Origin of the sequence: Streptomyces tritici (assembly GCF_048500665.1) — a bacterium.
Taxonomy (GTDB): Bacteria; Actinomycetota; Actinomycetes; order Streptomycetales; family Streptomycetaceae; genus Streptomyces; species Streptomyces tritici.
This window is the reverse complement of the sequence record NZ_CP183183.1, coordinates 4916327-4929164: the sequence shown is the minus strand read 5'-3', so window position 1 is coordinate 4929164 and position 12838 is coordinate 4916327. Positions and strand designations below refer to the sequence as shown.

At 73.6% G+C, this 12838-nt stretch carries 9 protein-coding genes; 1 reads left to right on the top strand and 8 read right to left on the bottom strand.

The annotated features are described in order from the left end of the window. The first annotated feature begins 101 nt into the window (after nt 1–101). Nucleotides 102–1199 (top strand): DNA polymerase III subunit beta, encoded by a 1098-nt coding sequence (gene dnaN / locus ACNJ93_RS22980; RefSeq protein ID WP_418959317.1) that lies wholly within the window; start codon nt 102–104, stop codon nt 1197–1199. A 96-nt stretch (nt 1200–1295) separates the two neighbouring features. Here the strand turns inward: dnaN and ACNJ93_RS22975 are convergent, their stop codons facing one another. The 8 genes from ACNJ93_RS22975 to ureA form a co-directional block, all read right to left on the bottom strand. Further along, nucleotides 1296–2648: a hypothetical protein gene (locus tag ACNJ93_RS22975; protein WP_418959316.1), complete on the bottom strand. Its 1353-nt coding sequence runs from the start codon at nt 2646–2648 to the stop codon at nt 1296–1298. A gap of 65 nt (nt 2649–2713) precedes the next feature. Then, entirely contained in the window at nt 2714–5044 is a 2331-nt protein-coding gene (locus ACNJ93_RS22970) for a glycoside hydrolase family 3 protein (RefSeq protein ID WP_418959315.1), read from the bottom strand. A 65-nt stretch (nt 5045–5109) separates the two neighbouring features. Then, nucleotides 5110–6726, bottom strand: a complete 1617-nt coding sequence (cimA, locus tag ACNJ93_RS22965; RefSeq protein WP_418959314.1) for a citramalate synthase — start codon at nt 6724–6726, stop codon at nt 5110–5112. Between the two features lie 328 nt (nt 6727–7054). After that, the gene (locus ACNJ93_RS22960) at nt 7055–8374 is read right to left on the bottom strand and encodes an MFS transporter (protein ID WP_418959313.1); all 1320 of its coding nucleotides are present in this window, start codon (nt 8372–8374) and stop codon (nt 7055–7057) included. Between the two features lie 75 nt (nt 8375–8449). Then, nucleotides 8450–9007, bottom strand: a complete 558-nt coding sequence (locus tag ACNJ93_RS22955; RefSeq protein ID WP_418961497.1) for a TetR/AcrR family transcriptional regulator — start codon at nt 9005–9007, stop codon at nt 8450–8452. 184 nt (nt 9008–9191) lie between these two features. Continuing rightward, nucleotides 9192–10211: an agmatine deiminase family protein gene (locus ACNJ93_RS22950; protein WP_418959312.1), complete on the bottom strand. Its 1020-nt coding sequence runs from the start codon at nt 10209–10211 to the stop codon at nt 9192–9194. Between the two features lie 74 nt (nt 10212–10285). Next, the gene (locus ACNJ93_RS22945) at nt 10286–11968 is read right to left on the bottom strand and encodes an urease subunit alpha (RefSeq protein ID WP_418959311.1); all 1683 of its coding nucleotides are present in this window, start codon (nt 11966–11968) and stop codon (nt 10286–10288) included. Continuing rightward, nucleotides 11968–12666, bottom strand: coding sequence for an urease subunit gamma (gene ureA / locus ACNJ93_RS22940; RefSeq protein ID WP_418959310.1), 699 nt, complete (start codon nt 12664–12666; stop codon nt 11968–11970). The genes ACNJ93_RS22945 and ureA overlap by 1 nt, the downstream gene beginning before the upstream one ends. Between the last annotated feature and the right edge of the window lie 172 nt (nt 12667–12838).

The window sequence follows — 12838 nt, the reverse complement described above, 5'->3', positions numbered from 1 at the left end:
AGCGCGCCCGCCTCTCCGTATCCCCCTCCACGGAAGGCGGGCGCTCGGCGTGCGCGCGCCGGCCGGGGGCCGTTGTCAGTGGCGGCTGCCAGCATCGGGGCATGGAACTCCGTATCGACAGCAGTGTGTTGACCGACGCCGCGGCCTGGGCCGCCCGGGTCCTGCCCGCCCGTTCGGCCGTGCCCGTCCTCGGGGGGCTGCTCCTGGAGGCCGAGGGCGACGGGCTGCGGATCTCGGGCCTCGACCACGAGGCGGCGGCACGGACCGGGGTCGCGGCGGAGATCACGGCGCCGGGGCGGGCCCTGGTGCTCGGGCGGCGGCTGGTCGACATCTGCAAGGTGCTGCCCCGCGGGCCCGTGGAACTGGCCGTGGAGGGGTCACGGCTGACGGTGCGCGGCGGGGACGCCCGGTTCGGGCTCTCGCTGCTGCCCCTGGACGAGTACCCGGCGCAGCCCGCGCTGCCGGAGCGGCGCGGGACGGTGGACGCCGACGCGTTCGCCGAGGCCGTGGCGCAGGTGGCGGTGGCCGCGGGGCGGGACGAGTCGCTGCCGGTGCTGACCGGCATCCGGCTGGCGCTGGACGGCGACACCATGACCCTCGCCGCCACGGACCGGTACCGGTACGCGGTGCGCGCCCTGGAGTGGAAGGCCGAGGCCCCGGCGGCCGCGGACGTCGTGGCACCGGCCCGGCGGCTGGTCGAGATCGGGCGCTCGCTCGCCGGCGCCGGGCCCGTGCGGCTCTCGCTCGACTCCGGATCCGTGGGGTTCGAGAGCGGATCGATGCGGATCACCACACGGCTGCTCGACGGGCGGCTCCCCCGGCACGACAAGCTGTTCGACCTCGGCGAGCCGGTGACGGCCGTGACCGACCGGGCCGCCCTGCTGGAGGCCGCGAAGCGGGTGGCGGTCGTCGCCGACGGGGGCAGCCCGCTCCAGCTGGAGTTCACCGGTGACGTGCTCCGGCTGCGCGCCGGGTACGAGGACGACGTGGCCTTCCAGCGACTGCCCGCCCGGCTCGACTCCGCCGAGCCCCTGACCGTCGCCTTCAACCCCGCCTACCTGCTCGACGCCCTCGGGTCCTTCGACGTCCCGGAGATCCGGTTCCAGCTCCTCGGGCCCGGCCAGCGGGCCCTGCTCAGCGACCCCACGGGCACCGCCCACCGCCATTTGCTGATGTCGGTGAAGCCCCCGCTCGTGTAGGGAGGAGGGGAGACGCGCTAGGGGGTGACCGGAAAGTCCCGCCTGGCTCGCGACGCCCTGCCCTTCGGGCAGACGACGCTACTTTCCGGACACCCCCTAGAACCCGCCGCCCCCGCCGAAGTCGCCGCCTCCGAAGCCGCCGCCGTCGAAGCCGCCTCCGCCGCCGAAGTCGGAGCCGCCGAAGTCGCCGGAGCTGAAGTCGGCGCCCGAGAAGTCGCCGCCCTCGAACTCGTTGCCGCCGTACTCACCGGCGTACGCGGGGGTGGAGAGCATGGAGCCGAGCATGGTGCCCATCAGCAGGCCGGGCAGCAGGCCGCCGCCGAAGTAGCCGCCCGCCCACGGGCCGTACGCCGGGCCCGCCTCCCAGTACGGGCGGCGGCCGGTCGCGGTCTCGACGGTACGGGCCTCCGGGTCCTCGCCGTCGTCGAGGCGGGCCGCGTCGGCGGCGCAGACCGGGACCTCGCGGCGGGAGCCGCCGGGCGGCGTCCAGGTGCGGTCCTCGGTGGAGGGGCCGTGCCGGGGGTCGAAGAAGCAGGGCGGCCGGCGCTCCGGCAGCGGCCGGTGCTCCCGCCGGGCGGCGAGCGCCGCCAGCGCGAAGCGGCCGTCCTCCAGCTGGCGGGTGACCTCGCGCACGTCGTGCGGGTGCCGCGCCGAGCCCATCAGGGACTTCGCCTTGTCGTAGGCGTCGAGGGAGCGCTCGTAGTCCGCCCGCATCGCGTCGTCCGCGCCCTGCTCCGAGGGGTGGAAGTCCAGCCGTTCGAGCTCCTCGCCGAAGGCCGTGATGTCCTCGTCGACCACCACCCGCAGCTTCTCCAGGGCCTCGCGCTCCTCTTCCTCCTTGCGCTTCCGGTTGCGCCGGACGATCGTGTACGCGCCCGCGCCGCCGGCCGCCGCGACCACGCCGAGGGTGACCAGGCCGCCGACCGGCACCCCGTCGGAGCCGGCCGAGCCCTCGCCCCAGGAGGCGGGGGCGGAGCCGCCGACCACCGGCAGGGCCTGGTCGACGAAGTTGTTCAGCTCGGTGTTCGCGTCCACGCCGGGCTGGGAGACCGCGCTCACCAGGTTCCGCACGGCGTCCCGCGCCAGCACGCTGCTGTCGGCGCCCGCGTCGAACTGCTCGCCGAGCCGGACCGCGTACAGCCCGGTCACGCCGGTCTGGGTGCGCAGATTGCGCAGCAGGTTCTGCTCGGGGAACTCGGAGGTGTCCGGCAGGACGGCCACGAAGACCGGCTTGCCGGCGTTCTCGATCTTCTGCGCGAGCGCGTCCGCCTGGGCCGGGGAGAGCTGGTCGGACGCGTCCGGGTGGACGTAGACCGGGCCCTGCTTCAGGGCCGCGGCCGCGTCCTGGATGCCCGTGGCCCTGGCGCCCGCAGCGGGCGCCAGGAGCACGAGCAGCATCAGGGCCAGCCCCGCGAGGGCCGCCAGTACGGGGATGCGCCTCCACCTCATACCCCCGAGTTACCCCAAATGGGGCATTTGAGACATCCGAGCCGGAATTTCCGGCTCCCGGGCCCTCAGCCCGACGTGGGCCGCGTCCGCAGGCCCCAGTCGTACGGGAACCGCGGGTCGTACCCGGCCTGGTCCGCGGTCAGCGGGAGCCGGCTCGTCGACTTCGGCCAGCTCAGGGGGAGCTTCCCGGTGAAGCCCCTGCGGCCGTACAGCACGTCGGCCACGCCGCCGCCCTCGCTGCCCGGCAGCCAGGAGGCGACCAGCGCGTCGATGCCGGGCAGCCGGTCGTCGACGAACTGCGGGCGGCCCGAGACGATCAGAACCGCGCACTTCATCGCCCCGCAGACCCGGTCCACGGCCTTCTTGTCCGCTGCCGACAGCTCCAGGTCGTGGCCGTTGACGCCGACGTCGCCGCGGCCCTCCGCGTAGGGCGCCTCGCCGACGACGACCACGCCCACGTCGTGACCGTTCATCGGCGCGGTGGCCTTCTCGGAGTACGTGATCGTCGCGCGCGGGGCGGCGTCGCGCATGCCCTGGAGGATCGAGGTGCCGGGGACCGACCGCCCCGCCGCGCCCTGCCAGCCGATCGTCCAGCCGCCCGCCTGGTTCGCCACGCTGTCGGCGTTGGAGCCGGCCACGTACACCCGCTGGCCGGTGCGCAGCGGCAGTACCCCGCCGTCGTTCTTCAGCAGCACCTGCGACTTGGCGACCGCCTCGCGCGCGGCGGCGCGGTGCGCGGCCGAGCCGACCGAGGCGATGTTCGCGGTGTCCGCGAACGGCTTCTCGAACAGGCCCAGCCGGAACTTCTGCTCCAGCACCCGGCTCACCGCGTCGTCGACGCGCGCCTGCGCGATGCGTCCGGCGGCGACCTCGTCGCGGACGATCCGGCCGAACTCCTTGTACGTGAGCGGGGCCGTGTTCACGTCGATGCCGGCGTTGACCGCGTTCCGCACGTCGCTGACCGCGTCGCCGTCCATCTGGTCGACGGCCTCCCAGTCGCTCACCACGATCCCCCGGAAGCCGAGGTCCCGCTTGAGCAGCCCGCCGATCATCTCCTGGTGGGCGTGCATCTTCACCGGTCCGCCGCGCCGGTCGGTGAGCTCCAGGGAGGAGAAGGAGGGCATGACCGCGCCCACGCCGTGGCCGATCGCCGCGCGGAACGGCGGGATGTGGAGGATCTCCAGCTCGCGCCGGTCGATCCGGGTGACGCCCTGGTCGATGGTGTACGGCGGGCGGCCGGAGCCGTACGCGACGCCGCCGTCGCCGATGAAGTGCTTGGCGGTGGCGAGGACCTTGTCGTGGCGGGCGAGGTCCCGGCCGTCGGCGGCGCCCTGGAGGCCGCGCACGGCGACCGCCATCTCGGACACGAGGTCGGGGCTCTCGCCGAAGGACTCGTAGACGCGGCCCCAGCGCACGTCGCGCACCACGCAGACGCAGGGGGCGAAGTTCCAGGAGATGCCGGTGGCCCGGGCCTCCTTGGCGGTGATCGCGGCGAGCCGCTCGACGAGGGCGGCGTCGCGGGTCGCGCCGAGGCCGATGTTGTGCGGCATGACCGTGGCGCCCCGGACGAAGGCGTGGCCGTGCAGCGCGTCGGCGGCGAGCAGCAGCGGGATCTGCAGCCGGGTGGCGCGGGAGTGCCGCTGGTAGCCGTCGGTCACGGCGCGCCAGCCGGCGGCGTTGCGCGCCGGGGCGCCGTCGGGTTCGCCCTCGTAGATGACGGAACCGAGGCCGAGGTCGGCGATGTCCCGCTGGGCGGCCAGGGTGTTCCGGCCGGCCTGGGTCATCTGGCCGACCTTCTCGGCGAGGGTCATCCGGCCCAGCAGATCGGCGACCCGCTGCCGGACCGGCAGACTCCGGTCGAGGTACGGCAGTCCGTGGGCGTTCACCACGACCTCCGGCTCGACGGGAGGCCGGGCCGCGCCCGTGACGTCGAGCGCGAGCCGCACGGTCTCGGCGGTCTCGGCGGCGCCGTCGCGGACGGTGCGGACGGACACGGTGCGGACGGCGCCGGGGGCGCTGCCGGCCGGGAAGGTGACGGTGCCGGAGGCGGCCCGGTAGTCGCGGCCGGCGGCCGCGGCGGCCGCGGCGACCACGCGCTTCGCCGGGGCGGCCGTGCGCCAGCGCACCGTCACCGGGCGCTTGAGCGGTCCGGCGGCCTTCAGGACGAGCCGGACCCGGGCGGTGCCGCCCTCGGACACCGTGGTGAGCGCGGGCGCGGTGACCCGTACCGGGCCGGCGGCCGCCGTCGTGGTGGCGGTCGCGGCGAGAGAGCCGGTGAGGACGGCGACGACGGTCGCCCCGGCCGCAGCGGTGCGGACCCGCCGGGAGCCGGGCGACACGGAGGCGAGCGAGACCGGACGGGACGTACCCGAGCGGAACGTATGACTGCTACCCATACCGCACATGCTGGGGCGTACCGGCCCCGGAGGGCCGGTACGACGCGCTGCGGGGCGCGGTCGGTCTACTCGGCGGGCTCGATCCCCGCCCGGAGGAGGCCGTAGGTGAACGCGTCTTCGAGCGCCTGCCAGGAGGCGGCGATCACGTTCTCGCCGACGCCGACCGTCGCCCACTCGGCGTTGCCGTCGCTGGTGGTGACGAGCACGCGGGTGGTCGACTCGGTGCCGTGCCGTCCTTCGAGGATGCGGACCTTGTAGTCGATCAGCTCGAACTTGGCGAGCTGCGGGTAGATCCGCTCCAGGGCGACCCGCATCGCCCGGTCGAGGGCGTTGACGGGGCCGTTGCCCTCGGCGGTGGCGACGATCCGCTCGCCCTTCGCCCACAGCTTCACGGTGGCCTCGTTGGCGTGGGTGCCGTCCGGCCGGTCCTCGACGATGGCCCGCCAGGACTCGGTGCGGAAGAAGCGGCGGGCCCGGCCCTCGGCCTCGGCGCGCAGCAGCAGTTCGAAGGAGGCGTCGGCGGCCTCGTAGGTGTAGCCCTGGAGTTCGCGCTCCTTGACCCGGTCGACGACCCGGGCGATCAGTTCGCGGTCGCCGCCGAGGTCGACCCCGAGCTCCTTGCCCTTGAGCTCGATGGACGCGCGGCCGGCCATGTCGGAGACCAGCATCCGCATGGTGTTGCCGACGCGCTCGGGGTCGATGTGCTGGTACAGGTCCGGGTCGACCTTGATCGCGGAGGCGTGCAGCCCGGCCTTGTGGGCGAACGCGGAGACGCCGACGTACGGCTGGTGCGTGGAGGGGGTCAGGTTGACGACCTCGGCGATGGCGTGCGAGATCCGGGTCATCTCGGCGAGCGCGCCCTCGGGCAGCACCTGCTTGCCGTACTTGAGCTCCAGGGCGGCGACCACCGGGAACAGGTTGGCGTTGCCGACCCGCTCGCCGTAGCCGTTCGCGGTGCACTGGACGTGCGTGGCGCCGGCGTCGACGGCGGCGAGGGTGTTGGCGACGGCGCAGCCGGTGTCGTCCTGGGCGTGGATGCCGAGCCGGGCGCCGGTGTCGGCGAGCACGGTGGCGACGACGGCCTGGATCTGGGCGGGGAGCATGCCGCCGTTGGTGTCGCACAGGACGACGACGTCGGCCCCGGCCTCGTGCGCGGCGCGGACGACGGCCTTGGCGTACTCGGGGTTGGCCTTGTAGCCGTCGAAGAAGTGCTCGCAGTCGACGAACACCCGGCGGCCCTGGGCGCGCAGGTGGGAGACGGTGTCGCGGACCATCTCCAGGTTCTCGTCGAGGGTGGTGCGCAGGGCCAGCTCGACGTGCTTGTCGTGGGACTTGGCGACCAGGGTGATCACCGGGGCGCCGGACTCCAGCAGCGCCCTGACCTGCGGGTCCTCGGCGGCGTTGCCGCCGGCCCGGCGGGTGGCGCCGAAGGCGACGAGCTGCGCGTGGCGGAAGTCGATCTCCTGCCGGGCGCGCGCGAAGAACTCGGTGTCCCGCGGGTTGGCGCCGGGCCAGCCGCCCTCGATGAAGCCCACGCCGAAGTCGTCCAGGTGCCGGGCGATGGTCAGCTTGTCGGCGACGGTGAGGTTGATGCCTTCGCGCTGCGCCCCGTCGCGCAGCGTGGTGTCGAAGACGTGGAAGCTGTCGTCGACGCGCGAGGTCTCGTCGGTCTCCGTGCTCATGACTGTGTTGGCTCCTGTCGGATGTGGCTCCGGACGGTATGGATCCACTTGCCCCCATTTTCGCGCGCGGCCGCCGCCCGGCCGCGGTGGGGCCGGAAAACGAAAAAACCCCTCGCGGGTGCGAGAGGTCTGCGCGCGGGTCTGGGGCACGGTGTCCACTGCCGCGGGGGTCGAGCCACGGTTCAGCGTTCACTGCGGACCGGCGCGCTGCTGCCCATAATCATGGTGGTAGCAAGCACGGCGGCAGTCTGCCACACCCCCGCGCCGCGCGGGACGCCGGTCTCACGATGCGGGCGGCGCGCCGGGACCGGCGCGCCGCCCGCGGTGCTCAGGCCCGGACCGGAGCGGGCTGTCCGGCGGCGGACTTCTCCGCGCCCACGCGGGCGAGGTCGATGTCCCGGGTCTCCCGCATGGTCAGGTAGACCACCAGCGAGACGGCCGCGCAGCCGGCGACGTACCAGTAGTAGCCGGACTCGATGCCGGCGTCCTTGAACCACAGCGCCACGTACTCGGCGGTGCCGCCGAACAGCGCGTTGGCGATGGCGTACGGCAGGGCCACGCCCAGGGCGCGCACGCCGGTCGGGAACAGCTCGGCCTTCACGCAGGCGTTGATCGAGGTGTAGCCGGTGATCACGACCAGGGCCAGCAGGGAGAGGCCGAGGGCCGGCCAGAAGGAGCCCGCGTGCCGGAGCATCGTCATGATCGGCACGGTCAGGAAGGTCGAGCCGAGCGCGAAGGTGATCAGCAGCGGGCGGCGGCCGATCCGGTCGGAGAGCCGGCCGGCGAGCGGCTGGAGGCAGGCGAAGACGATCAGCGCGCAGAAGGAGACCAGGGTGGCGGTCTGCTTGGGCAGCCCGGCGGAGTTGGACAGGTACTTCGTCAGGTAGGTGGTGTACGTGTAGTACGCGACGGTGCCGCCCATGGTCAGGGCGACGACGAGGAACGCCTCGCGCTTGTGCGCCCACAGGGCCTTGAGGGTGCCCTTCTCGCCGCGGGCGACGCCGTCGTCGGCGGTCTCCTCGTAGACCTCGGTCTCCAGCATGTTGCGGCGCAGGTAGAACACGACGGCCGCGCCGAGCGCGCCGATGATGAACGGGATGCGCCAGCCCCAGCTGTGCAGCGCCTCGGCGGACATCGTGCGCTGGAGGACGATCTGCAGGCCGAGACCCAGGATCTGGCCCGCCGTCATCGACACGTACTGGAAGCTGGAGGCGAAGCCGCGGTGCCGCGGGGCGGACGCCTCGGTGAGGTACGTGGCGCTGGCGGCGTACTCGCCGCCGACGGACAGGCCCTGCAGCAGGCGGGCGATCAGCAGCACGGCCGCGCCGCCGTAGCCGGCGACGGCGTAGGTGGGCGCGACGGCGATCAGTACGGCGGAGGCCGACATCAGCGTGACGGTGAGGGTGAGGGCCGCCTTGCGGCCCTTGCGGTCGCCGACCCGGCCGAGCAGCCAGCCGCCCACGGGGCGCATGAAGAAGCCGACGGCGAAGATGCCGGCGGTGTTCATGAGCTTGGCGGTGTCGTTGCCCTCGGGGAAGAAGGCCCCCGCGAAGTACGTGGCGAAACTCGCGTACACGAACCAGTCGAACCACTCGACCATGTTCCCGGCCGAGCCGACCCAGATCTTCTTCCAGTGCTCTCGTCCCATGGACCGGAACCGTGCCGGAGGTCACGGCGGGGCAACAAGGGTGCAGCGGGCAACGATCGGGAGTACTTGCGTGCCTTACGGTCGCGCGGGCCCCTCCGGGAGCAGCTCGTCCTCGATGAACTCCCGTACGTGGCCGAGCACTTGGGCGCGCCCGGTGCCGGGGATGCCGACCGCCACGTGCACGCTGAAGCCGTCGAGGAGGGCGCGCATCCGGGTGGCGAAGCGGTCCGGGTCGACGGGCCGGAACTCGCCGCGGGAGACGCCCTCGGCGAGCAGCGCGACGAGGTCGCGGTGCCAGGCGCCCTCGATGGCGGCCTGGCGGGCGCGGGCGTCGTCGTCGGCGTTCTGGGACCGGTTCCAGACCTCCAGCCAGAGCGTCCAGTGCGGGTCGCGGGGGCCGTCGGGGACGTACACGTCCACGTAGCCGTCGAGCCGCTCGCGGGCGGTGCCGGGGCGGGACAGCAGGGCGCTGCGCTCGGCGCCGAGGCGGCCCTCGCTCCACTCCAGGGCCTGCAGGAGCAGTTCGTCCTTGGTGCGGAAGTAGTAGAGCAGGTGCCCGCTGCTCATGCCGACCTGCCGCCCGAGTCCGGCCATGGTCAGCCCGTCGAGGCCGCGCTCGGCGATGGTGCCCATGGCGGCGGCGAGCACGTCCTCGCGCGGCGGGGCGGCCTGGTGGCGGCGGCGGGGGTGCGGGGCCGGGTTGCTGCTCTGACTCACTCGTACGTTCTACAGGATCCTCGGGGAGGGGCCCTCGCGGTCGCGGGGGCCGGGGGCCCGGGGGCGGGGGCGGACCGTGCCGCCCCCTCCCCCGGGGCGGTCAGACCGCCGGCTGCTGCTGGGTGATGCAGTGGATGCCGCCGCCGCCCGCGAAGATCGGGCGGGCGTCGACGAGGGTCACCGTGCGGTCCGGGAAGAGGCGGCGGAAGATCTCCGCGGCGACCTCGTCGTTCGGGTCGTCGAAGGCGCACAGCACCACGCCGCCGTTGCACAGGTAGTGGTTGATGTACGAGTAGTCGACCCAGTCGCCCTCCTCGTCCTTCAGGACCGTCGGCGCCGGGATGTCGATGACCTCCAGGGGGCGGCCCTGGGCGTCGGTCTGGGCGCGGAGGATCTCCCCGTACATCTTCGAGCGGACGTAGTCGGGATGCGCCGGGTCCTGCTGGCTGTGGACCAGGACGGTGCCGGGGCGGGCGAAGGCCGCGACGATGTCGACGTGGCCCTGGGTGCCGTACATGCCGTAGTCGCCGGTCAGGCCGTGCGGGAGCCAGATCGCCTTGGTGGTGCCGAGCTTGGCGTGGATCTCCGCCTCGACCTGCTCGCGGGTCCACTCCGGGTTGCGGCCGGCGCCGAGCTGGACGGTGTCGGTCAGCAGGACCGTGCCCTCGCCGTCGACGTGGATCGCGCCGCCCTCGTTGACCAGCGCCGAGGACAGCACCGGTACGCCCGCCGCGTCCGCCACATGGCGGGCGATCTTGGAGTCGTGCTCCCAGCGGGCCCAGTCCTGGGCGCCCCAGCCGTTGAACACCCAGTCCACGGCGGCGAGCCGGCCCTGCGCGTCCTTGACGAAGGTGGGGCCGATGTCGCGCATCCAGGCGTCGTCGAGCTCCCGCTCGATCAGCTCGACGCCGTCGCCGAGCAGCGCCCGCGCCGAGTCGCCCTGGCCGGGGCCGTGCACCATCGTCACCGGCTCGAAGCGGCTCACGGCGCGGGCCACGGAGGCCCAGGCGGCGCGGGCCTCGGCCAGCTCCTCGTCGTTGGTGAAGGTCGGGTTGGGGCCCGGCCAGGCCATCCAGGTGCGCTCGTGCGGGGCCCACTCGGGCGGCATGCGGTAGGTCATCAGGAGAGTCCTCGGGTGAAGGGATCGGGGGCCGGCGCGGGCGCCGGCGTCGGAGGAGGGCGCGGGCGCCGGCGTCAGAGGAAGTAGAGGCGGTTCAGCGACACCGACTCCGCCGCCTCCGAGCGGATCGGGTCGCCGTCCAGCGAGACGAGGCCGGTGCGGCCGTCGACCTGGACGTCGCCGATGCGGGAGTTGAGCAGCAGGTTTCCGGGTCCGATGCCGCGGGTGCCACGGACCGGGACCCGGCGGCGCCGGGTGGGCATCCGGTCGGAGCCGAGGTCGACGGCCGCCTGGGCGACGAAGGCCACGGAGATGTCCGCCGGCGTGGCGCCGTGCCCGCCGAACAGCGGGCCGAGGACGAGCGGTTCGCAGGTGTCGGTGGCCGCGTTCGGATCGCCCACGACCCCCCACGCGGGGAAGCCGGACTTCAGCACGAGCTGGGGCTTCGCGCCGAAGTACTCGGGCCGCCACAGGACGATGTCGGCCAGCTTGCCGACCTCGACGGAGCCGACCTCGTGCGCGAGGCCGTGGGCGATCGCCGGGTTGATGGTGAGCTTGGCCAGGTAGCGCAGCACGCGCGCGTTGTCGTCGTGCGCGCCGTCGCCCTCCAGGGGCCCCAGCTCGGCCTTCATCTTCCCGGCCATGGCGAAGGTCCGGCGTACGGTCTCGCCGGCCCTTCCCATCCCCTGCGCGTCGGACGAGGTGATACCGATCGCGCCGAGGTCGTGCAGGACGTCCTCCGCGCCCATCGTCCCGGCCCGGATCCGGTCGCGCGCCATGGCGGCGTCGCCGGGCAGGTCGGTCTTCAGGTCGTGGACGGAGACGATCATCCCGTAGTGCTCGGCGACCGCGTCGCGGCCGAAGGGCAGCGTGGGGTTGGTGGAGGAGCCGATGACGTTCGGCACGCCGGCCATCTTCAGGACGTTGGGGACGTGTCCGCCGCCGCAGCCCTCGATGTGGAAGGCGTGGATCGTCCGGCCCTCCAGGACGGCCAGGGTGTCCTCGACGGAGAGGCACTCGTTGAGGCCGTCGCTGTGCAGGGCGACCTGGACGTCGTGCTCCTCGGCGACGCGGAGGGCGGTGTCCAGGGCGCGGGTGTGGGCGCCCATGTCCTCGTGCACCTTGAAGCCGGAGGCGCCGCCCTCGGCGAGCGCCTCGACGAGCGGGGCGGGGTCGGAGGAGGAGCCACGGCCGAGGAAGCCGATGTTGACCGGCCAGGCGTCGAAGGCGTTGAAGGCGTGCTTCAGCGCCCAGGGCGAGTTCACGCCGACGCCCCAGACGGGGCCGAACTCCTGGCCGATGACCGTGGTCACGCCGGAGGCCAGCGAGGCCTCCATGATCCGCGGCGAGAGCAGGTGGACATGGGTGTCGATCGCGCCGGCCGTGGCGATCAGGCCCTCGCCGGAGACGATGGACGTGCCGGTGCCGACGACGACGTCCACGCCGTCGAGGGTGTCCGGGTTGCCGGCCCGGCCGATGGCGTGGATACGGCCCTCGCGGATGCCGATGGACACCTTGCGGATGCCCTGGACGGCGTCCATGAGCAGGACGTTGCTGATGACGACGTCGCAGGTCTCGCGGACGGCGGCGGCCTTCAGGTGCAGTCCGTCGCGGGCGGTCTTGCCGAAGCCGGCGAGGAACTCGTCCCCCGGCTTCTGGGAGTCGGACTCGACGCGCACGACGAGTCCGGAGTCGCCCAGGACGACGCGGTCGCCCTCGCGGGGGCCGTGCACGGAGGCGTACTCGTACGGGTCCATCAGCTCTCCTCCTTCGGAGCGTCCGCGCCCAGGTAGCCGCAGGCCGCGGCGCGCCGCAGGGCCTCGTCCTTCGCGCCGGGGGCGTCCAGCGGGCCGTCGACCAGTCCGGCGAAGCCGACCGCGATCCGGTCGCCGCCGATCGGCACCAACCCCACCTCGGCCTCGCCGCCCGGGTCGAAGCGGAACGAGGCTCCGGCGGGGATGCACAGCCTCATGCCGTACGCCGCGGCGCGGTCGAAGTCGAGGCGCGGGTTCGCCTCGAAGAAGTGGAAGTGAGAGGTGACGCTCACCGGGACGGAGGCGGTGTTGCGCACCCGGAGCCGGACATCGGGGACGGGCTCGGCGTGGGCCGGGGCGGGCAGCAGCGCGCCGGGGGCCTTGTCGCCGAGGTTGCCGCCGCCGATCGGGGCGGAGACCACGGCGAGCCGGGAGCCGTCGTCGAAGACGGCCTCGACATGGACCTCGGTCACGACGTCGGCGACGCCGGGCAGCACGTCGTCGGGGCCGAGGACGGACCGGGCCGCCTCGATCGCCTCGGCGAGTCGCTTGCCGTCGCGGGCCGCCTCGCAGACCGTGTCCGCGATGAGCGCGGTCGCCTCGGGGACATTGAGCCTGAGGCCCCGGGCCCGGCGGGCCCTGGCCAGTTCCGCGGCGCCGAAGAGCAGCAGCCGGTCGCGCTCCGTGGGGGTCAGTCGCACGTCTCCACACCTCCTGTTTGAGCGCCACTCTAAACCTTTCCCGCGCCCGGGCCAAGCACTGACGTGCGGTTTGCCGTGGATCAAGCGGGGCTGCACAGAGTCCGGACACCCGTTGACAGGCTCGCGGAGATGACTCACATTGAGCGTCACTCTAATTCCCCCGGCGAGCAGG

Coding starts and splice junctions, on each gene's coding strand:
- dnaN (WP_418959317.1), top strand. CDS start 102: ATGGAACTCCGTATCGACAGCAGTGTGTTGACCGACGCCGCGGCCTGG.
- ACNJ93_RS22975 (WP_418959316.1), bottom strand. CDS start 2,648: ATGAGGTGGAGGCGCATCCCCGTACTGGCGGCCCTCGCGGGGCTGGCC.
- ACNJ93_RS22970 (WP_418959315.1), bottom strand. CDS start 5,044: ATGGGTAGCAGTCATACGTTCCGCTCGGGTACGTCCCGTCCGGTCTCG.
- cimA (WP_418959314.1), bottom strand. CDS start 6,726: ATGAGCACGGAGACCGACGAGACCTCGCGCGTCGACGACAGCTTCCAC.
- ACNJ93_RS22960 (WP_418959313.1), bottom strand. CDS start 8,374: ATGGGACGAGAGCACTGGAAGAAGATCTGGGTCGGCTCGGCCGGGAAC.
- ACNJ93_RS22955 (WP_418961497.1), bottom strand. CDS start 9,007: ATGGGCACCATCGCCGAGCGCGGCCTCGACGGGCTGACCATGGCCGGA.
- ACNJ93_RS22950 (WP_418959312.1), bottom strand. CDS start 10,211: ATGACCTACCGCATGCCGCCCGAGTGGGCCCCGCACGAGCGCACCTGG.
- ACNJ93_RS22945 (WP_418959311.1), bottom strand. CDS start 11,968: ATGGACCCGTACGAGTACGCCTCCGTGCACGGCCCCCGCGAGGGCGAC.